The organism is Azovibrio restrictus DSM 23866 (genome assembly GCF_000429665.1).
GTDB lineage: Bacteria > Pseudomonadota > Gammaproteobacteria > Burkholderiales > Rhodocyclaceae > Azovibrio > Azovibrio restrictus.
Genome location: NZ_KE386938.1, coordinates 46,040 through 66,755, shown reverse-complemented (window position 1 = coordinate 66,755; position 20,716 = coordinate 46,040). Strand labels below are relative to the sequence as shown.

Annotated in this window: 17 protein-coding genes; 12 read left to right on the top strand and 5 right to left on the bottom strand. The window is 64.5% G+C overall.

Going from position 1 to position 20,716, the window contains the following annotated elements; genetic code table 11:
- The first annotated feature begins 182 nt into the window (after positions 1–182).
- Positions 183–1,196 (top strand): hypothetical protein, encoded by a 1,014-nt coding sequence (locus G474_RS21590; RefSeq protein ID WP_043465272.1) that lies wholly within the window; start codon positions 183–185, stop codon positions 1,194–1,196.
- A 193-nt stretch (positions 1,197–1,389) separates the two neighbouring features.
- Complete coding sequence (locus G474_RS23700; RefSeq protein ID WP_156919349.1) at positions 1,390–2,280, top strand: hypothetical protein; 891 nt, start codon at positions 1,390–1,392, stop codon at positions 2,278–2,280.
- Between the two features lie 214 nt (positions 2,281–2,494).
- Here G474_RS23700 and gyrB read toward each other — a convergent pair whose 3' ends face one another.
- The 3 genes from gyrB to dnaA all read right to left on the bottom strand — a co-directional run bounded on the left by gyrB (position 2,495) and on the right by dnaA (position 7,615).
- Positions 2,495–4,963, bottom strand: a complete 2,469-nt coding sequence (gene gyrB / locus G474_RS0118070) for a DNA topoisomerase (ATP-hydrolyzing) subunit B (RefSeq protein ID WP_026688163.1) — start codon at positions 4,961–4,963, stop codon at positions 2,495–2,497.
- A gap of 76 nt (positions 4,964–5,039) precedes the next feature.
- A complete protein-coding gene (dnaN, locus tag G474_RS0118065; protein ID WP_026688162.1) occupies positions 5,040–6,146 on the bottom strand; it encodes a DNA polymerase III subunit beta in 1,107 nt (368 codons plus the stop codon).
- Positions 6,147–6,223: 77 nt separating this feature from the next.
- Positions 6,224–7,615: a chromosomal replication initiator protein DnaA gene (gene dnaA, locus G474_RS0118060; RefSeq protein WP_026688161.1), complete on the bottom strand. Its 1,392-nt coding sequence runs from the start codon at positions 7,613–7,615 to the stop codon at positions 6,224–6,226.
- A gap of 247 nt (positions 7,616–7,862) precedes the next feature.
- Here dnaA and rpmH point away from each other — a divergent pair, with 247 nt between their 5' ends.
- The 5 genes from rpmH to mnmE all read left to right on the top strand — a co-directional run bounded on the left by rpmH (position 7,863) and on the right by mnmE (position 11,746).
- Positions 7,863–7,997 carry a 50S ribosomal protein L34 gene (gene rpmH / locus G474_RS0118055; protein ID WP_026688160.1) on the top strand — a complete coding sequence of 45 codons (135 nt, stop codon included), beginning with the start codon at positions 7,863–7,865 and terminating at the stop codon, positions 7,995–7,997.
- 8 nt (positions 7,998–8,005) lie between these two features.
- Positions 8,006–8,410, top strand: a complete 405-nt coding sequence (gene rnpA, locus G474_RS0118050) for a ribonuclease P protein component (protein WP_051282424.1) — start codon at positions 8,006–8,008, stop codon at positions 8,408–8,410.
- A complete protein-coding gene (yidD, locus tag G474_RS0118045) occupies positions 8,407–8,616 on the top strand; it encodes a membrane protein insertion efficiency factor YidD (protein WP_026688158.1) in 210 nt (69 codons plus the stop codon). Before rnpA ends, yidD begins: the two co-directional genes overlap by 4 nt.
- Positions 8,617–8,638: 22 nt before the next feature.
- Positions 8,639–10,318 carry a membrane protein insertase YidC gene (yidC, locus tag G474_RS0118040; RefSeq protein WP_026688157.1) on the top strand — a complete coding sequence of 560 codons (1,680 nt, stop codon included), beginning with the start codon at positions 8,639–8,641 and terminating at the stop codon, positions 10,316–10,318.
- 69 nt (positions 10,319–10,387) lie between these two features.
- The gene (mnmE, locus tag G474_RS0118035; protein ID WP_026688156.1) at positions 10,388–11,746 is read left to right on the top strand and encodes a tRNA uridine-5-carboxymethylaminomethyl(34) synthesis GTPase MnmE; all 1,359 of its coding nucleotides are present in this window, start codon (positions 10,388–10,390) and stop codon (positions 11,744–11,746) included.
- Positions 11,747–11,824: 78 nt separating this feature from the next.
- Here the strand turns inward: mnmE and G474_RS0118030 are convergent, their stop codons facing one another.
- Both G474_RS0118030 and G474_RS21585 read right to left on the bottom strand, forming a co-directional pair.
- Complete coding sequence (locus G474_RS0118030) at positions 11,825–12,379, bottom strand: response regulator transcription factor (protein WP_026688155.1); 555 nt, start codon at positions 12,377–12,379, stop codon at positions 11,825–11,827.
- Positions 12,376–13,767: an ATP-binding protein gene (locus G474_RS21585; protein ID WP_051282423.1), complete on the bottom strand. Its 1,392-nt coding sequence runs from the start codon at positions 13,765–13,767 to the stop codon at positions 12,376–12,378. The genes G474_RS0118030 and G474_RS21585 overlap by 4 nt, the downstream gene beginning before the upstream one ends.
- Positions 13,768–14,276: 509 nt before the next feature.
- On the opposite strand from G474_RS21585, the gene G474_RS0118020 reads away from it, so the two are divergent.
- From G474_RS0118020 to cydC, 5 genes are all read left to right on the top strand, one after another.
- Positions 14,277–15,842, top strand: coding sequence for a cytochrome ubiquinol oxidase subunit I (locus G474_RS0118020; RefSeq protein ID WP_026688154.1), 1,566 nt, complete (start codon positions 14,277–14,279; stop codon positions 15,840–15,842).
- Positions 15,843–15,852: 10 nt separating this feature from the next.
- Complete coding sequence (gene cydB, locus G474_RS0118015) at positions 15,853–16,992, top strand: cytochrome d ubiquinol oxidase subunit II (RefSeq protein WP_026688153.1); 1,140 nt, start codon at positions 15,853–15,855, stop codon at positions 16,990–16,992.
- A gap of 17 nt (positions 16,993–17,009) precedes the next feature.
- The gene (gene cydX / locus G474_RS23065) at positions 17,010–17,117 is read left to right on the top strand and encodes a cytochrome bd-I oxidase subunit CydX (RefSeq protein ID WP_026688152.1); all 108 of its coding nucleotides are present in this window, start codon (positions 17,010–17,012) and stop codon (positions 17,115–17,117) included.
- Positions 17,118–17,345: 228 nt separating this feature from the next.
- A complete protein-coding gene (cydD, locus tag G474_RS21580) occupies positions 17,346–19,037 on the top strand; it encodes a thiol reductant ABC exporter subunit CydD (RefSeq protein WP_051282422.1) in 1,692 nt (563 codons plus the stop codon).
- Complete coding sequence (gene cydC / locus G474_RS21575) at positions 19,030–20,706, top strand: thiol reductant ABC exporter subunit CydC (RefSeq protein WP_043465266.1); 1,677 nt, start codon at positions 19,030–19,032, stop codon at positions 20,704–20,706. The genes cydD and cydC overlap by 8 nt, the downstream gene beginning before the upstream one ends.
- Positions 20,707–20,716 lie beyond the last annotated feature (10 nt).

The window sequence follows — 20,716 nt, the reverse complement described above, 5'->3', positions numbered from 1 at the left end:
AAATGGGTGCCATACCGCCATGTCTCCGGATGGCAGCCTCCTGGTATAGACAGGCACGCCCAGAACGATAAATTTCTGCTGCATAATCATGACTCCGTACTTTGAACACGAAGTCAGGTTAGGAATTTCACTGCGGAAATTTCACTTCATAACCCTGACAATACCCTCGTACAGGGAATTATATGGATAGCAATCATAGGCTTACCGAAGTCGGCACAAATAGCCATGATCAAAACATAAAGGCCATAGCCCAGTGCCTGAAAGACTATCTCTCCGTCCATGGACGCAACGCCCAGCATTACCAAGTGCTGCAGTTTTTAGCCGATGCAACGCTTGAGCGACTCTCAGAAGGCAAGCAACCCCGGTTCAATTACCTAGCCATTCGGGATGCCGTCACAGGAGACACCGGAGGCGATGCCAGTGCCTGGTTTGGGCGCCATTGGAAAACGCTGATGGGCGATTTTCGTCAGAAATGTGAAGAAGGGGTTCAGAAATTCGCTGCAGACCAAGGCTTGATGGTCTATCCATGGATCGAAAAGAGAGAGAGCAGTGGCGGCGCAGGTAATCAAGCCCTGATTAGCCTAGTTGCACTCCCCATTCCGGGCACGAGCTCACCGGTAGCGAAGGCGCTCCCAAAGCATGACATCGACTATATCCCCGCAGAAAAACTCAAACTTTCGTGGTGGATACGCTGGGTCTTCGACAAGGATCAAGTCGCCAAAGGCTGGCGAAAATGGATGCTGGTTTGGCCGAATCTGCTCTGGTTTGCGATCGTCGGTATTGTCACCGCTTTTTTACTATGGGCAATGGGCCAAAGCGCCGCACCACTTACTACGCGTGATGCAATTTTCCTGATCTACATAGGTCTGTTGGCCTGGTATGCCAGATATCTTATCGACCGCCTCTTTCGGCTCGTCGATGATCGAATCATCCTTGCTTCAGACTCTATGGTAGGTTTCAAAGAATTCGGCGTCTGCCTTGAGCTCTTCAAGCCAGAAGGAAGCAATGCAGATACGCCGAAACGTGCCCGAATGATTAAATACGCGGGAACGTGCCCTGTCTGCAGCGCGCAGGTGTTACTCGACAAAGGGGAACCGGATTTCCCGCGACGAATTGTTGGCCGCTGCCAGGAAAGTCCGCGAGAGCACGTCTTTAGTTTCGACCGGGCGACACAAACGGGGTATCGCTTGCGGTAGTACGCTACGTCATCACCGCGCGTACAAACTACCGACGATTGTCTTAGCGTTTGTGACGTTTATTGATTTGTGGGACTGAAAATCGGCCTACGCTGACTTTCGGTAGCACCGTGACCAGTGGCTACTTTACACAGAATTCCGGACAGGCCCTAACTAGTAAGCCTACATTGGCACTTTAAGAACTGATATACCAATGATTACGACCCCTCAAGAATTCGAAGACAGTACTGCGTTCGAGCTTTACGTCCTTGAAAAGGTACGCCCTCCCCTAGAGCAACACGGAGTAGACTCGATTGACCTAAGGGACGAAGAAAAAACGGCCGTAAGTTCCTCAATATGCGTAAGTGTATGTGCGTCGGCAGTTGAACAGTTGAAGGATGAGCTTACTCCATTGCTATTTGGTGCCGCATGGAAGGTCATAGATCTATTGCTGGAGTTCGCCTTGAACAATAGGGGGCTATCCCCCAAGAGCCAGGACTGGAAAATCACCGAAAAACAGAACCATGCTAGAAATGGCGCAGGAAATCGGTGTGTTTTAGGTTGTTCACCGCCTGTATGGGATGCACTTCTCCAAGTTTATGCGGCTACTGTCGAACATCGGCATTGCCTGGTTCATCGCACAGCAAGCATTGATGCAGCAGGAACACTGAATGGAGTCGATCGGAATCAGCAGCCGCTGACACCTCTGAGCCGCAAGGAGCAGATTGCATTCGCCAAGGCTGCGAATCTTGTGGCACGAGCCGTAATCGCAGGTGGTATCACTCTGCGCTCCGAGGACCATCTGAAGTTCCAACTCGACCAACTCACGAATCATTCGCGCGTGATCGCTTTCGGAGTTGGAGAGCCTAACGCTCCGGTTGAAATACTGCTCTCGTTAACCAATGAAAATGGGCAAATTGTGCTGGACATGTCTGGCATCTTAGAACGTGCAAAAAAAACCATGCCCATGGTCCATCATTTCGATGTCCTTATGGATGTTCCAGATGGCTCTGGCCGCCGCCTATTCGCATACGCTGAGAATTGCCCTGAAGGAAGGTCTGTGATTGATTTGGCCGCATTGCTTCCTTGGCTTGAATACCGGTGAATTATTGGGACCATTTGATACGCGCACTGGCTGGGTCCCCATGTGGCTGCTTTCCGGCCCATTGCTGACCGATTCCTAGGTTAGCCCGATGACCGGAATGGCCGATGAGCGGACAAGAAAATGCCACTCACAGGGAGTGGCATTTTAATTTTATGGGCTCCAATTAAATCTAGAGTTGTGAGACAAATCTAGAAGTAAATGAGATCCTACAACCTCACACATCAATATTCCGCGCGTACAAGGCGTTGCTTTCGATGAAGTTCCGGCGGGGTTCCACCAGTTCGCCCATGAGGGTGGTGAAGACTTCGTCGGCGCCGATGGCGTCTTCGATGTTCACTTTCAGCAGGCGGCGGACGTTGGGGTCCATGGTGGTTTCCCAGAGCTGTTCCGGGTTCATTTCGCCCAGGCCTTTGTAGCGCTGCTTGCTGATGCCGCGCTCCACTTCGTTCATCAGCCATTTCATGGCTTCGGCGAAGTTCTTCACGGCGCATTTCTTTTCGCCGCGGCTCATGATGGCGCCGGGGCCGAACAGGCCGGCCAGGAGTTCGGCGGTCTTTCTGAGCTGGGCGTAGTCGCCGGAGCGCAGGAAGTCTTCGTCGATGAGGCCTACCTTGATGTTGCCGTGGTGCAGGCGCTCCATGCGCAGCAGCCAGCGTTCCAGGGTTTCGTCGTAGCTGGCGCGGATGCTGGTGCCGGCTTTGAGGTAGCGGGCGAACAGGGCGGCGCTGGCTTCGGCCTGGGCCTGGCCGGAGAGGTCCAGGCTGAGGTTGTGTTCCACCACAGCGTGGAGGATTTCCGGGTTGATGTAGTTGGTCAGGCGCTCGATGACGGCCTGGGAGAGGAGCCAGGAGCGGGCCAGTTCTTCCAGGGCGTCGCCGTTGATGGGGGTGGCGTCGGCCCGGGGCAGCAGGGCGGATTCCTGCATGGCCATCTTGAGCAGGAACTGGTTGTACTCGTGGTCGTCCTTCAGGTAGCGCTCGGTTTTGCCGTGCTTGACCTTGTACAGGGGCGGCTGGGCGATGTAGATGTGGCCGCGTTCCACCAGTTCGGGCATCTGCCGGTAGAAGAAGGTGAGCAACAGGGTGCGGATGTGGGCGCCGTCCACGTCCGCGTCGGTCATGATGATGATGCGGTGGTAGCGGAGCTTTTCCGGCTTGTATTCGTCCTTGCCGATGCCGGTGCCCAGGGCGGTGATCAGGGTGACCACTTCCTGGGAGGAGAGCATCTTGTCGAAGCGGGCTTTTTCCACGTTCAGGATCTTGCCCTTCAGGGGCAGGATGGCCTGGAACTTGCGGTCCCGGCCTTGCTTGGCGGAGCCGCCGGCGGAGTCACCCTCGACCAGGTAGAGTTCGCACAGGCTGGGGTCTTTTTCCTGGCAGTCGGCCAGTTTGCCGGGCAGGCCGATGCCGTCCAGCACGCCTTTGCGGCGGGTCATTTCCCGGGCCTTGCGGGCGGCGTCCCGGGCCCGGGCAGCTTCGACGATCTTGCCGCAGATGGTCTTGGCATCCACGGGTTTTTCCAGCAGGAATTCGGCCAGCTTGGCGGCCACCACTTCTTCCACGGCGGGGCGGGCTTCGGAGGAGACCAGCTTCATCTTGGTCTGGCTGGCGAACTTGGGGTCGGGCATCTTCACCGAGAGGACGCAGGCCAGGCCTTCGCGCATGTCGTCCCCGGTGATTTCCACCTTGGCCTTCTTGGCGATTTCGTTTTCTTCGATGTACTTGTTGATGATGCGGGTCATGGCCGCCCGCAGGCCGGTGAGGTGGGTGCCGCCGTCAGACTGGGGAATGTTGTTGGTAAAGCAGAGCACCTGTTCCTGGTAGCTGTCGTTCCACTGCATGGCCACTTCGACGCCGATGGTGACGCCCGTGTCGCCCACCTTGGCTTCGCCGGCGGAGTAGAAGATGCTGGGGTGCAGCACCGATTTGTTGCGGTTGATGTATTCGACGAAGCTTTGCACGCCGCCGGCGAAGGCAAACAGCTCTTCCTTGCCGTTGCGCTGGTCCACGAGCTTGATGCTGACGCCGTTGTTGAGGAAGGAGAGTTCGCGCAGGCGCTTGGCGAGGATTTCGTAGTGGAATTCCACGGTGCCGAAGATTTCTTCGTCGGCGAGGAAGTGCACTTCGGTGCCGCGCTTGTCGGTGTCGCCCAGAACCTTGAGGGGGGAGACTTCGAAGCCGTCGCGCATTTCCAGGACCCGGTCCTTGGGCACGCCGCGCTCGAATTCCATGAAGTGGCGCTTGCCGTCCCGGCGGATGGTGAGGCGCAGCCACTTGGAGAGGGCGTTCACGCAGGAGACGCCGACCCCGTGCAGACCGCCGGAGACCTTGTAGGAGTTCTGGTTGAACTTGCCCCCGGCGTGCAGCTCGGTGAGGGCGATTTCGGCGGCGGAGCGTTTGGGTTCGTGCTTGTCGTCCATCTTCACCCCGGTGGGGATGCCGCGGCCGTTGTCCAGGACGCTGATGGAGTTGTCGGTGTGGATGGTGACGACGATGTCGTCACAGTGGCCCGCCAGGGCTTCGTCGATGGAGTTGTCCACCACCTCGAAGACCAGGTGGTGCAGGCCGGTACCGTCGGAGGTGTCGCCGATGTACATCCCCGGGCGCTTCCGCACGGCCTCCAGGCCTTCAAGGATCTGGATGCTGGATTCGCCGTAGGCGGGGTTCTGGTTGTCTTGGGTCATCGATTTTTCCGGTGTGTTCGTGAATCACCCCGGCCCGGAGCTGGGTCCGGCCGGGGCCTGCGCCTGGGCCGGAGGCTCAGATGCGCATGGGCATGACCACGTACTTGAAGCGGTCGTTGCCGGGCACGGTGATGAGGGCGCTGGAGTTGGCGTCGTTGAAACTCCACTGGACTTCGTCGCCGCCCAGGTTGTTGAACACGTCGAGCAGGTAGGTGACGTTGAAGCCCACGTCCATGGGGGCGCCGTCGTACTTGACCTCGATTTCTTCCTGGGCTTCTTCCTGTTCCGCGTTGGCGGCGATGATCTTCAGGACGTTGTCGGCGAGCATGATGCGCACGCCCCGGAACTTGTCATTGGTCAGGATGGCGGCCCGGGACATGGCGGAGTGCAGGGTCTGCCGGTCGGCGATCATGTGGTTGGCCAGCTGGGCGGGGATCACCCGCTCGTAGTCGGGGAACTTGCCGTCGATGAGCTTGGAGACCAGCACCGTGTGGCCGAAGGCGAAGCGGATCTGGTTGCTGCCCACGGTGATGTGCAGGGGTTCGTCGTTGTCGCCCAGCAGGCGGTTCAGTTCGAGCACGGTCTTTCTGGGCAGGATCATTTCCTGGCGGGCCAGGTCGGCTTCGATTTCCATGCTGTTGAAGGCCAGGCGGTGGCCGTCGGTGGCGACGCAGCGCAGTTCCTTGCCATCCACCATCAGCATCAGGCCGTTCAGGTAGTAGCGCACGTCCTGGGCGGCCATGGCGTACTGGGTCTTGCCGATCAGGTAGCGGAACTGCTTCTGGGTGACGCTGAGGGACTTGCTTTCGCCTTCGCTGATGGCCATGCGCGGGAAATCGTCGGCGGGCAGGGTCTGCAGGCTGAAACGGCTCTTGCCGGCCTTGACCAACAGACGCTTGTCTTCCAGGTCCAGGGTGATTTCGGCGGAGTCGGGCAGGGAACGCAGGATGTCCTGGAGCTTCTTGGCGGCCACGGTCACGGCGCCGTCGCCATTGCCGCCCACGTTTTCGCTCCGGGTGGTGATCTGGATCTCGATGTCAGTGGCGATCAGGGTGAGGGACTCACCCTGCTTTTCCAGCAGCACGTTGGAGAGGATGGGCAGGGTGTGCCGTCTTTCGACGATGCCGGAAACGGACTGCAGGGGAGCAAGCAGGGCATCCCTTTGGCTTTTCAAGATAACCATAAATCAATGTCCTTTATCACTAAACACAGGTTTTCCACAGGTTCTTCAACAGCTTGCCAACAACCTTATCCACAGCCTCAGCCCTTCAGGACCTGCACCAGCACGTGCAGGTCGTGGTTGAGTTCGTTGTCCTTGGCCTTGAGCCCTTCGATGGTCTTCACGGCATGGATCACGGTGGTGTGGTCCCGGCCGCCGAAGGCATCGCCGATCATCGGGTAGCTGAACTGGGTCACTTCCTTGCACAGCCACATGGCCACCTGGCGCGGCCGGGCAATGGCCCGGGTGCGCTTCTTGGAGAACAGGTCGGCCACCTTGATCTTGTAGTAGTCGGCCACGGTCTTCTGGATGCCGTCGATGCTGACGTTGCGCACCGAACCGATGATGTCCTTCAGGGCGTCCTTGGCCAGCTCCAGGGTCACGTCCAGGCCCCGGAAGGTGGAGTAGGCCAGCACCTTCTTCAGGGCCCCTTCCAGTTCCCGCACATTGGAGCGCAAATGTTTCGCGATGAAGAAGGCCACTTCATCGTTCAGGTCCAGGCCTTCCGCCTCGGCTTTCTTCTTCAGGATCGCCACCCGCATTTCGGTTTCGGGGGGTTCGATCTGCACGGTCAGGCCCCAGTCGAAACGGGTCACCAGCCGGTCGTCCAGGCCATTGACGTCCTTGGGATAGGTGTCGCAGGTGATGATGATCTGCTTCTTGGCTTCGATCAGGGCGTTGAAGGCGTAGAAGAATTCTTCCTGGGTGCGGTTCTTGCCGTTGAAGAACTGCACGTCGTCCAGGAGCAGCACGTCCAGGCTGCGGTAGTAGCGCTTGAAGGTGTCGAAGGATTTTTGCTGGTAGGCCTTCACCACGTCGGAGTAGTAGTCCTCGGCGTGCACGTAGCGCACCACCTTTTCCGGGTTCTGGCGGGCCACGTGGTTGCCGATGGCGTGGATCAGGTGGGTCTTGCCCAGGCCGGCGCCACCGTAGATGAACAGGGGGTTGTAGGCGCCCCCGGGGTTCTGGGCTACCTGCTGGGCGGCAGCCCGGGCCAGGTCGTTGGCCTTGCCCACCACCAGGTTGTCGAAGGTCAGGTCGTACTGGAGCCGGGTCTTGTCATAGGCGGTGCCGCGCACGCTCTGGGTCTGGGCGGGCCGGGCCGGTTCGGGCCGGCTGGCCGGGGCAGGCGCTGCCGCCGGGGCTGCCGCTGCGGCGGCCGGGGCGCTGGGGGCGGCGACGGTCTTCTTTTCCCCCAGGGCCAGGCTGATGCTGACCGGGCCGCCGAAGAAGGCTTCGGCGTAATCCTCGATGCGGCTCAGGTAGCGGTCCTTGACCCACTTCAGGATGAAGCCGTTGGGGGCGATCAGGCGCAGGCCTTCATCCGGATGGGCTTCTCCCTCCAGGCGCAGGGGACGAATCCAGGTGTTGAATTGTTGGATCGGCAGGTCCTGCTCGAAGCTCAGGAGACAGGATTCCCAGAAACCGGACATGAAAACAAGCTCTTGCGGATTTCCGGGGGGGCCCGGAACTTGGGGGTTAACAAAACAGCCGGACTGGATGACCCTGGCGGGACCCGCTGCAACAGAGTGGGCAAGGGCGCCAGAAGCCGGCGAAGTGGGGGATTTTACCCCGCCCGGAAAAAGTTATCCACAAGTGGAAGATTTTGTATCCGTTGACAAAAGACTGATTTTCAATGTGTAATTGCGCGCTTTTCTCCAGCTAGCTAAGGAAATCATCATGAAACGCACGTATCAGCCCTCCGTCGTGCGCCGCAAGCGCACCCACGGTTTCCTGGTCCGCATGCGCACCAAGGGCGGCCGCAAGGTCATCGCAGCCCGCCGTGCCAAGGGCCGTCATCGTCTGGCTGTTTGATTCCAGACGTGACAACGGGGGAGTCAAGACCCTTCCCCAGACAGTATCGACTGACCAAAACGGATGAGTACTCATCCGTTTTTGGTTTCAGGCGGGCCATTCGCGGCAAGCTCTTCCTGCTGCACTATGGCCCGCGCCGCCAGGCTGGCGAACCGGCCCGACTGGGCCTGGTGATCGGCAAGAAGCTGCTCAAGCACGCGGTGCAGCGCAACCTGGTGAAGCGCATTGCCCGGGAGCAGTTCCGTCTGATGCAGCCGCAGCTGCCGGCCCGGGACCTGATCTTTCGCCTGGCGGTGAAACTGAAGAAGCCGGACCGCCGCGAGGTGGCTGCCGAAATCCGGCAACTGTTGGGCAAGCTGTACCGGGATCCGCCCCGGAGTGCCGGGGAACCTGCCGAGGAAAGGTCGTCGTGAAGCGGATACTCATCTTCTTCCTGCGCATCTATCAGTACGCCATCAGCCCGTTCCTGGGGCGGAATTGCCGTTTTTATCCCAGTTGTTCCGAATACGCCGTCGAAGCTGTGCAAAAATACGGGGCTTTGCGGGGTGGCTGGATGGGCCTGAAACGGGTCTGCCGCTGCCATCCCTGGAACCCGGGCGGGGTGGATCCCGTTCCCTGAATTCAATTATTAAAGGTCGTCCATGGATACCCGACGTCTGATGTTGTTGCTCGTTTTTGGCCTTTCCCTGTTCATGCTCTGGGATGCTTGGCAAAAACACCAGAATCCCCAGCTGGCGCCTCAGGCCCAGACCCAGGGCGGCGCGCCGGCTGCGGCCGCCGACGGGGTGACGCCCCAGCCCAGCAGCGGCCTCAAGGCTGCCGCCGGCCAGATCGAGACGGCCGCACCGGCGGCTGCCGCCGCTGCCGAGAAGCTCAGTGTCAGCACCGACCTGTTCAAGGTCGAGATCTCCACCCAGGGTGGCGATCTGGTGTGGCAGGAGCTGGCCCGGTTCTCGGCCCATTCCGACAAGACCCGGCTGTTCGAGCTGTTTTCTCCCAAGCACAAGTACGCGGCCCAGACTGGCCTGATCGGCGACGGCCTGCCCAATCACAAGACCCTGCTGAAGCCCGTGCCCGGTCCCCGGGAGCTGGCCGAGGGCGAGGATTCCTTCCAGGTGCGCCTGGAGGCGCCCGTGGTGGGCGGGGTGAAGGCCACCAAGGTCTACACCTTCCGTCGCGGCTCCTACCTGATCGACGTGGCCTGGGAAATCGAGAACGGCGGCAAGCAGACCCTGACGCCCCACGCCTATTTCCAGCTGCAGCGTGACCAGACCCCGCCCGAGGGGGATTCCTTCATGCTGTCCACCTTCACCGGCGCCGCCGTCTATACGGAGGCCGAGAAGTACCAGAAGGTGGCCTACAAGGACATCGCCGAGGGCAAGGCCAAGTTCGCCAAGCAGGGCAACGACGGCTGGCTGGCCATGGTGCAGCATTATTTCGTCACGGCCTGGGCGCCCCAGGGGGATGCGCCCCGGGAGTTCTACATGCGCAAGGTGGCGGACGATCCTTCCGGCGGCCTCTACGCCACCGGCCTGATCCTGCCCGTGGCCCAGCTGGCGCCCGGCGCCAAGGCCGAGGTCAAGGTGCCCCTGTTCGCCGGCCCCCAGGAGCAGGCAACCCTGAAGCAGGTGGCGCCCGGCCTGGACCTGGTGGTGGATTACGGCTGGCTGCACATCATCGCCGCCCCCATCTTCTGGGCCCTGGAGTTCATCAATAAGCTGGTGGGTAACTGGGGCTGGTCCATCGTGGTGCTGACCATCCTGATCAAGCTGGCCTTCTTCCCCCTCTCGGCCGCTTCCTACAAGTCCATGGCCAAGATGCGCCAGATGACGCCGCGCCTGGTGCAGCTGAAGGAGCGCTTCGCCGACGACAAGGCCCGCCTGAACCAGGAAATGATGAAGCTCTATCAGACGGAGAAGATCAATCCCCTGGGCGGCTGCCTGCCCATCCTGATCCAGATTCCCGTGTTCATCGCCCTGTACTGGGTGCTGCTGGGTGCCGTGGAAATGCGCGATGCGCCCTGGATCCTGTGGATCAAGGACCTGTCCGCCGCTGACCCCTACTACGTGCTGCCGGTGATCATGATGGCTTCCATGTTCATCCAGACCAAGCTCAATCCCACCCCGCCGGATCCGATCCAGGCCAAGGTGATGATGATGATGCCGCTGATCTTCGGGGTGATGTTCTTCTTCTTCCCCGCCGGTCTGGTGCTGTACTGGGTGGTGAACAACATCCTCTCCATCGCCCAGCAGTGGCAGATCACCCGCATGATCGAGGCGGGGGGTGACAAGCCCAAGGCCGCCAACGACGCCAAGGCCTGATCGCCTGAAACCGGAAGGGCCGCTGACTCCAGCGGCCCTTTTTCCGTATACCTCTGACGGATTCGCCCCATGACCCAGCCGCCCGCCCCGCCCACCATTGCCGCCATCGCCACCGCCCCCGGCCGGGGCGGGGTGGGGGTGATCCGGGTTTCCGGCACGGGCCTCATGGCCATGGCCCTGGCCCTCACCGGCCGGGCGCCCCAGCCCCGTTACGCCACCCTGGCGGATTTCCTGGATGCCGACGGCCTGCCCATCGATTCCGGCCTGCTGCTCTACTTTCCCGGTCCTGCCTCCTTCACCGGCGAGGACGTGCTGGAACTCCAGGGCCACGGCGGCCCGGTGGTCATGAACCTGCTGCTGCGCCGCTGTCTGGAGCTGGGGGCCCGCCTGGCGGAGCCGGGGGAATTCACCCGCCGGGCCTTCATGAACAACAAACTGGACCTGGCCCAGGCCGAGGCGGTGGCCGACCTGATCGACGCCTCCACCCAGGCGGCGGCCCGCTCCGCCGTGCGTTCCCTGCAGGGGGAGTTCTCCAGGGCCATTCACGCCCTGGTGGATGAGCTGATCAACCTGCGCATGCTGGTGGAGGCCACCCTGGATTTTCCCGAGGAGGAAATCGACTTCCTCCAGGCCGCCGACGCCTTCGGGCGGCTCAACCGCCTCGACGCCCAGCTGGCCCGGGTGCGGGACAAGGCCGGGCAGGGCAAGCTGCTCCAGGCCGGCCTGCAGGTGGTGCTGATCGGCCAGCCCAACGTGGGCAAGTCCTCACTCCTGAACCGCCTGGCCGGGGACGAGCTGGCCATCGTCACCGACATCGCCGGCACCACCCGGGACGCCTTGAAATCCTCGATCCAGATCCAGGGCATCCCCCTGCACATCATCGACACGGCGGGCCTCAGGGAGACCGAGGACGCGGTGGAGAAGATCGGCATCGCCCGCACCTGGCAGGAGATCGAGAAAGCCGACCTGGCGCTCCTGCTGCTGGATGCCCGGGTGGGCCTCACCGAGGCGGACCGGGCCATCCTGGCCAGGCTGCCGGCGAATCTGCGCCGCATCACCCTGAGGAACAAGATCGACCTGCTCGGCGAAGCCCCGGAAAAGCACCCGGAGGGCTCGGACATCGCCCTCTCCGTATCCGCCCGGTCCGGCGCCGGCATGGAGCTCCTGGAACAGGCCCTGCTGGAAGTGGCCGGCTGGCACCAGGCCGAGGACGTGTTCATCGCCCGGGAGCGCCACCTCCAGGCCCTGGAAGCCGGCGCCCGGCATCTGGCCGCAGCCCGGACCCAGGTGGAAACCCCCCGCCCGGCCCTGGAACTGTTCGCCGAGGAACTGCGCCTGGCCCAGAACGCCCTCGCCGAAATCACCGGCGAATTCACCGCCGACGACCTGCTCGGCGTGATCTTCAGCCGTTTCTGTATTGGCAAGTAGAAGCCACCCGTGACCGGGGCAGCTGCTTGGAAGGGCGGTTGCCAGGCTCGGGCGGCTTGGCGCTGAGAGGCCTGAGGCCTACTCCCGCACCGGCCGCTTGGCCAGTTTGCGCTGCAGGGTGCGGCGGTGCATCTTCAGGGCCCGGGCGGTGGCGGAGATGTTGCCCTGGTGCTGGTTCAGCACCTTCTGGATGTGTTCCCACTCGAGCCGGTCCACCGAAGGGGGGTTGGCGGCCAGGGGGATGTCCGCGTCGCCGCTGATGCGCCCCAGGGCGGTGATGATTTCTTCCGGGTCGGCGGGTTTGGTCAGGTAGTGGACGGCCCCCAGCTTGATGGCTTCCACCGCGGTGGCGATGCTGGCGTAGCCGGTGAGCATGACGATGCGGGTCTGGGGGTTGAGGGCGTGCAGGGCTTCGATCAGTCCCAGGCCTGACTCGTCCCCCAGGCGCAGGTCCACCACCGCGTAGCGGGGCGGATACTGGCGCGCCAGGGGCAGGGCTTGAGCCGGGCTGTCGGCGGCCTGGACCTGGAAGCCCCGGCGTTCCAGGGCCCGGGCCAGGACGGCGCGGAAGATTTCATCGTCGTCCACCAGCAGCAGACGGGGAGTTTCCAGGGATATTTCGGGTGTGCTCATGCGGCGATGCGGGTGACGGGCCGGGTCAGCATGGGCCCGGAGGGGCCGTCCACCAGGGGTAGTACGGTGGCGCTGGGCCGGGGGGTGGCGGCCAGGTTTTCCAGGGGCAGGCAGACCCGGATGCAGCTGCCGGTGGGCAGCCGGTTGCTGATTTCCACGGTGCCGCCCAGGTGTTCGATGGTGGCGTTGGTGAGGAAGAAGCCTATGCCCAGGCCTTCGCTCTTTTCCTGAAGGATGAAGTCCCTGCCCAGGAGGCTGGCCAGGTGGCTGTCGATGCCGCTGCCTTCGTCCAGGATGCGGATTTCCAGCTGGTTGCGGTCCCAGTCCAGCTGCAGGCGGACGCTTTCGGGACTGGCATTGGCGCCGTTGTCGAGCAGGTTCTGCAGGGCCTGGTCGAGGCTGCGGTCCACCTGGATCAGGGGCGGGGTTTCGTCGTTTTCGATTTCCAGGGCCTGCATGTGCACTTCCGGGCGCAGCAGCAGCCATTCGTTCATCAGATTGCGGATCCACTGGTCGGCCCCCAGGGGCGGGCGGGTGTCTCCGGCGGCCACCATGTCGGCCAGGATGCCCTTGCAGCGCTGCAGCTGCTGGCGTAGCAGGCGCAGATTGTCCCGGTTTTCCCCGGGGGGCAGGTCCCGTTCCAGTTCGCTTACCAGCACCGCCATGGTGGATAGGGGCGTGCCCAGCTTGTGGGCGGCGCCGGCGGCCTGCAGGCCCAGGGCCAGGACCTTTTCCTGACGCAGGGATTTTTCCCGGGTCTGCTGCAGCACCCGTTCCTGTTCGCGCAGGGCCATGGCCTGGCGGGTCAGGAAGACGATGATGATCAGGCTGCTGAGTATGTAGTTGAGCCACATGCCGACGATGTGCAGGGCGAAGCCGTCGCCCTGGCTGGCGTGCTCGCCGCCCACGCCGCAGGTTTCCGCCAGCAGCTGGTCCAGGGTCTTGAGGTTGCCCTCCGGCGGCGGCAGGGGCTGGTTGAAGAACACCAGCAGGCTGTAGGCGGCCAGGGAGATGCCGGCCAGGTACCAGCCGAAGCGCCGGGGCAGCACCACGGCGGCGATGGTCATGGGCAGGAGCAGCAGGGAGACGAAGGGGTTGCTGGAGCCGCCGGCGAAGTAGAGCAGCCAGGCCAGGGTGCCCACGTCGAAGCAGAGCTGGGTAAACAGCTCCTGGTCGCTGACGGTGCTGGTGCGGCGCAGGCGCCAGGCGGTGGCCAGGTTGACCAGGACGAGGAAGGCGATGCCGGCCAGCATGGGGGCCAGGGGCAGGGACATCTTCCAGCCCACGGTGACCAGAGCGATCAGGGAAATCTGGGCGGCCAGGGTGACCCAGCGCAGGGTGACCAGGCGCTCCAGGGCGCTGACGGGATGGGGGGTGCTGGTGAGCATGGGCGAATTTTATCCGGCGGTTGGGGCTTGGTTCCCGGGCGCGACAATCCGTCGCAAGAGGCCCGGGCCCCGCATGGGGCGGGTTGCGGCGGGCGTGACAATTTACCGCATTAAATATTTTTTGGGAGGCCGCTAGGCTGCGCCCGTCTGTTTGCTGATCCCGAACGGACGGCGCGTTCCGCTCCCTCCCAGGCGGGGCGCGCCCTCATTACTCTCGTGGGGAGATCCGGCAGGGCCGGTTTTGCCGGCCCTGTCGCCACCCAGTCGGAGGTACGCCATGAAGGCAAACCTGCCGGGTGCAGGTCCGCTACCCGGCCGCCGGCCATCAAACCGCCCGGCTCAGGGATGTCTGTTTCGCCCCGTGTATCCGGCGGGGCGCAGCCGGCATCCGGATCACGTTCTTCCGCCCTTCCCGGGAGCCATCCCGAAGGGCGGCCAACCTGGCCTGGCGTTGGGGGGTAACGCAAGACAACGCCGCGTCCAGCCCGCAAAACAACAATGGAGTCACCATGATAAGTGAAACCGTCGTCGACCTTTCCCGCCTGCAGTTCGCTGCCACGGCTTTCTATCACTTCCTCTTCGTGCCCCTGACCCTGGGGCTGTCCTTCCTGCTGGCCATCATGGAAACCGTGTATGTGATGACCGGCAAGGAAATCTACCGGGACATGACCAAGTTCTGGGGCAAGCTGTTCGGCATCAACTTCGCCCTGGGCGTCACCACCGGCATCACCATGGAGTTCCAGTTCGGCACCAACTGGGCCTATTACTCCCACTACGTGGGCGACATCTTCGGTGCGCCCCTGGCCATCGAGGGCCTGATGGCCTTCTTCCTGGAATCCACCTTCATCGGCCTGTTCTTCTTCGGCTGGGAGAAGCTTTCCAAGCGGGAGCATCTGGTGATCACCTACCTGACCGCCATCGGCTCCAACCTCTCGGCGGTGTGGATCCTGATTGCCAACGGCTGGATGCAGAACCCGGTGGGCTCCGAGTTCAGCTACGTGACCATGCGCATGGAGATGACCTCTTTCTGGGAACTGCTGTTCAACCCGGCGGCCCAGGCCAAGTTCGTGCACACCGTGTCGGCGGGTTATGTGACGGGCTCCCTGTTCGTGCTGGGGATCAGTTCCTGGTACCTGCTCAAGGGCCGGCATGTGGAATTCGCCAAGCGTTCCTTCCGCATCGCCGCCGCCTTCGGTTTCGCCTCCGCCTGCTCGGTGATCGTGCTCGGGGACGAATCCGGCTACGCGGTGACCGAACACCAGCAGACCAAGCTGGCGGCCATGGAAGGCATGTGGAAGACGGAAGAAGCGCCGGCCCCCTTCACCCTGTTCGCCCTGCCCGATGACGCGCGGCGGGAAAACCACGCGGAGGTGAAGATTCCCTATGCCCTGGGCCTGATCGCCACCCGCTCCACCGACAAGGTGGTGCCCGGCATCGACCAGCTGGAAGCCCGGGCGGCGGAGCGGATCCGGCAGGGCATGGAAGCGGTGCAACTGCTGGAGCTGCTGCGGGCCGGCAAGGCCGACGAAGCCCAGAGGGCCCGCTTCGAGCAGGTCAAGGATGACCTGGGTTACGGCCTGCTGCTGAAGAAGTACAGCGAGGACGTTTCCCTGGCGACGCCGGAAATGATCGCCCAGGCGGCCCGGGATTCCATTCCCCCCGTGGCGCCCATGTTCTGGACCTTCCGCCTCATGGTGGCCCTGGGCTTCTCCTTCTTCCTGCTCTTTGCCCTGTCCTTCTGGTACTCGGCAAAAAACACCTTCCAGGAACAGCGCTGGCTGCTGCGCTGGGCCCTGTGGTTCATCCCCATGCCCTGGATCGCCTCGGAAATGGGCTGGTTCGTGGCCGAGTTCGGCCGGCAGCCCTGGACCATCTACGGGGTCCTGCCCACCCAGCTGTCCACGTCCACTCTGACGGCGGGCAGCCTCTACGGCTCCCTGGCGGGCTTCCTGTTCTTCTACACCGGCCTCCTGGTGGTGGAGATGTACCTGATGTTCAAGTACGCCCGACTCGGCCCTGCCAGCCTGGGCACCGGCCGCTATGAAGGCGAAACCGACCTGAAACCCGCACAGTGAGGAATCCGAGATGCTCGATTATGAAACCCTGAAAATCATCTGGTGGCTGCTGGTGGGCGTCCTGCTCCTGGGCTTTGCCGTCATGGACGGCCACGACATGGGGGTCGGCACTCTGCTGCCCTTCGTCGGCCGGACCGACGTGGAACGGCGGGTGGTGATCAACACCGTGGGGCCCCACTGGGACGGCAACCAGGTCTGGTTCATCACCGGCGGCGGCGCCATCTTCGCCGCCTGGCCGCTGGTCTATGCCACCGCCTTCTCCGGCTTTTACTGGGCCATGCTGGCGGTGCTCTGGGCGCTCTTCTTCCGGCCCGTGGGCTTCGACTACCGTTCCAAGGTGAACAGCCCCGTCTGGCGCAGCGCCTGGGACTGGGGTCTGTTCGTGGGCGGTGCGGTGCCGGCCCTGATCTTCGGCGTGGCCTTCGGCAACCTGCTCCAGGGGGTGCCCTTCCACTTCCTGGACAACCTGATGCCGGTCTACACCGGCAGCTTCTGGGGCCTCCTCAATCCCTTCGCTCTGCTGGCCGGGGTGGTGAGCCTGTCCATGCTCACCTTCCACGGGGCCAATTACCTGATGATCCGTACCGAGGGGGAGATCCAGGAGCGGGCCCGCAAGGCCGCCCTGATCTTCGGCAGCGTGATGCTGCTGGCTTTTGCCCTGGCCGGGGTGTGGGTGAGCCTGGGGATCAAGGGTTACGTGATCACCTCCGCCGTGGATCCCGCCGCTTTGCCCAATCCCCTGGACAAGACGGTGAGCATCCAGGCCGGTGCCTGGCTGGCCAACTTCAAGGCCCATCCCCTGCTCTGGCTGGTGCCCGGCGTGGCCTTCGGCGGCGGCCTGCTGGCCCTGTTCATGGCGGCCCGGCGCTACCCGGTCCTGGCCTTCATCGGCAGCGGTCTGGCGGAGTTGGGCATCATCGGCACCGCCGGGGTGGCCATGTTCCCCTTCGTCATGCCTTCCTCCAGCGACCCGCGCTCCAGTCTCACGGTCTGGGACAGCGTCTCCAGCCATCTGACCCTGGGCGTGATGTTCTGGGCCGCCCTGATCTTCACCCCCATCGTCATCGCCTACACCAGCTGGGCCTACCGCAAGATGGCGGGCAAGGTGACCACGGCCTTCATCGAGGCCAACGACCGTTCCGCCTACTGACAGCAAAGGAGATTCACATGTGGTATTTCACCTGGGTACTGGGGCTGGCCATGGCCATCCTCCTGGCCGTGGTCAACGCCCTGTGGTTTGAGGCCCAGGAGGGCCGCAACCGCGACGAGACCTGACCCTCCCCTGGCCCCGGCTCTGCCGGGGTCTGGCCGGAATTGCAGCCGCGAGGCCCGGCCTTTGCGGCTGCAGCTCCGGCGCCAACGTTGTAGCATTGCCACTTCACCCACCCGCTGGACACGACCCTGAGAACCCAAGAGCAAGCACTGGAGCGCCCGGGGGAGCTCGCCGCAGAATCCCAAGCCCTGCGTTGGCTGACGGCCTACGGCAGGAGCGCCAGACCCCTGGTGTTCGGCGCCGTCCTGTGCGGCACGGCCCAGGCCCTGGTCACCATTTTCCTGATGTACAACCTGGCCCGGGTGCTGCACGTCCTGGTGCTGGAGCATTCCCTGGCCGGCGCGCCGCCCGGCGCTATCTGGCTGATTCCCCTCTGTGTGCTGCTGCGCGCCCTGCTGGGCCTGGCCCGGGATGAATTCGGCCTGCGCGCCGGACGCTCGGCCCGCCAGGGCCTGCGTCAGGAGCTGCTGGAGGCGGCCCGGCGCGGCGGCCCCCTGTGGAGCGCCCGCCTGGCGGGCGGCGCCCTGAGCAGCGTGGTGACCGACCAGGTGGAAGCGGTGGATGGCTACTTCGCCCGTTACCGTCCCCAGCAGATGCTGGCGGCCATCGTGCCCCTGCTCATCGTTGCCGCCGTGCTGCCCTATAGCTGGATGGCCGCCCTGATCCTGCTGGGCACGGCGCCCCTGGTGCCGGTGTTCATGATCCTGGTGGGCTGGCGCACCCGGGCCGAGCAATCCCGGCAGATGCTCGCCATGCAGCGCCTGGGGGGCACCTTCCTGGACCTGGTGCGGGGCCTGCCCACCCTGCGCCTGTTCGATGCCCGGCAGCGCAGCCTGGAGGAGCTGGCCGCCCTGGGGGAAAGCTTCCGCGAGCGGACCATGAAGGTCCTGCGCCTGGCCTTCCTGAACGGGGCGGTACTGGAATTCTTCACCTCTGTCTCCATTGCCTTGAGCGCCGTGTTTCTCGGCTTCAGCCTGCTGGGCTATCTGGAGTTCGGCTTTTACGGCGCCGGCCCCGAGCTGGGGGCGGCCCTGTTCATCCTCCTGCTCGCCCCCGAGTTCTACCAGCCCCTGCGGGAGCTGGGCACCCATTACCACGCCCGGGCCGAGGCCTTGGCGGCGGCCATGAACATCCGCCAGGTGCTGGCCACCCTGCCCGAGGGAGCCGGCGGCCGGGGCGGGGCCAGCCCCGGGGGCAGCGGCCCGGCGGCCCTGGAATTTGCCGGCGTGCATCTGGCCTACCGGGCCGGGCAGCCGGTGCTGGCCGATTGCAGCCTGGCCCTGGCGCCGGGGGAGTGTGTCGCGGTCCTGGGCCCCAGCGGCGCTGGCAAGAGCAGTCTGCTGCGTCTGGCGGCCGGCATCGCCCTGCCGGGCGCCGGGGCGCTGCGGGTGGACGGGGTGCCCCTGACGGAGCTGGACCTGCAGGCCTGGCGCGAGCAGATCGGCTGGATGGACCAGCACCCGCCGCTCCTGGCCGCCAGCCTGGCCACCAACCTGCGGGTGGCCTGTGCCAGCCCCGTGGCGCCGGAAGCCCTCTGGGATGCCCTGGATTTTGCCGGCCTGGGAGACTGGGCCCGGGCCCTGCCGGAGGGGCTGGAAACCCCCATGGGCGAGGCGGGGCGCTGGATGTCCGGCGGCCAGCTGCGGCGTCTGGCCCTGGCCCGTCTGGCCCTGCGCCGGCCCCGCCTGCTGCTGCTTGATGAACCCACGGCCAGCCTCGACGCTGGCGCGGAAGCCTTCATGGTGGCCCGCCTGGGGGAACTGGCGGCGGGCTGCACCACCCTGCTGGTAACCCACCGGCCGGCGCCCCTGGCCCTGGCCGGCCGGGTCCTGGAACTGGAGCAGGGACTGTTGCGGCCCCTGTCTGCGGCAGCCCTGGCGGCCCTGCTGCAGGATGGCCGGGAGGAGATGGAAGATGTCTGAACCCAAACCGGAACAGCAGCCCCGCCTCGGGGCCCTCCTGCCCTATCTGCGCCAGCTCCGGGGCCTGGGCCGCTGGTATGCGGCCAGCCTGGTGCTGGGCTTGCTCACGGTGGCCTCCACCGTGGCCCTGCTCGCCCTGTCCGGCTGGTTCATCAGCGCCGCAGCGGTGGCGGGGCTGACCCCGGCCACCGCCCTGGCCTTCAATTTCTTTTACCCGGGCGCCAGCGTCCGGGGCCTGGCCCTGAGCCGCACCGTGGGACGCTGGAGCGAACGGGTGCTGACCCACGAGGCCACCTTCCGGCTCCTGGCCCGGGTGCGGGTCTGGCTCCTGGCCCGGCTGCTGCCCCTGGCGCCCCGGCAGCTGGGGGTCTACCACGGGGCGGAACTGCTGCACCGCTTCATGCGGGATGTGGAGCAGCTGGACGGGCTGATTCCCCGCCTGCTGCTGCCGGGCATCTCCCTGTTCCTGGTGCTGGGCGGTGTCGCCGGGCTGCTGGGCTTCTGGATACCCGCGGGGGCTCTGCCGCCCCTGGCCCTCATCGGCTTGTTCCTGCTCTTGCCGCCCCTGCTCTGGCGCCTGGGGCGGCGCGGTGCCCGGGGGCTGGTGGAGCGCCGGGCGGCCCTGCGCCGGGCCATGATAGACGCGGCCGACGGGGCCCCGGTGCTGGCCTTCAATGGCCGGGCCTGGGGGGAATTCCGGGACCGGGCCCTGGCCCGCTCCCGGGAGGCCATGCAGGTGCAGGGCCGCAACGACCGGCTGGCGGCCCTGGCCCGGGCCCTGGTCACGGCGGCAGCCGGTCTGGCGGCTTGGTGGGCCCTGGTGGCCCACGGCGGCACCCTGGATGGCCCCCTGCTGGTGGCCATGGTGCTGCTGCTCGTGGGGGTGGCGGAGATTGCCGCGCCCCTGGCCGGCGGCCTGGTGGAGCTGCCTGCCATCGCCCATGCGGCGGGGCGCATCGAAGCCATCGCCGGGCAGGAACCGGCCATCGTCTTTGCCCCAGCCGGGCCCCAGCCGGCGGACGGGGGCCTGGAGATCGAGCAGCTGGATTTTTCCTGGGACGCCCATACCCCGGTGCTGCGGGACTTTTCCCTGCACCTGGCGCCCGGCACCCGGCTGTTCCTGGAGGGCCCCAGCGGCTGCGGCAAGTCTTCCCTGGTGCAGCTCCTGGCCCGTTTCGAGGTGCCCGACCGGGGCAGCATCCGCCTGGGCGGGGTGCCCCTGGAGGCTCTGGACGAGCCCACCCTGCGCCGCACCCTGGCGGTCGCCAGCCAGTTTGCCTGGGCCCGGGGCGGCACCCTGGCGGACAACCTGCGCCTGGCGGCGCCTGCCGCCAGTGCGGCGGAAATGTGGGAAGTGCTGGAGCTGGTGGGCCTGGCGGCGACGCTGCGGACCTGGCCCGAGGGCCTGGAAACCTGGGTCCAGGAAGGCGGCCAGAGCCTTTCCGGCGGCCAGCTGCGCCGCCTGGGCGTGGCCCGGGCCCTGCTGCGCCGGGCGCCCCTGACGGTGCTGGACGAGCCCACCGAGGGCCTGGAGGACGGAGGGGCGGAACGGCTGGTGCAGCAGGTCTGCGCCTGGTGCCAGGGCCGCAGCCTGATCTGGATTTCCCACCGGCCCCAGGGCAGCGGCTGTTTCGACCAGGTCCTGCGCCTGACCCCGCCCGGGGCTTGAGCGTTTGGGC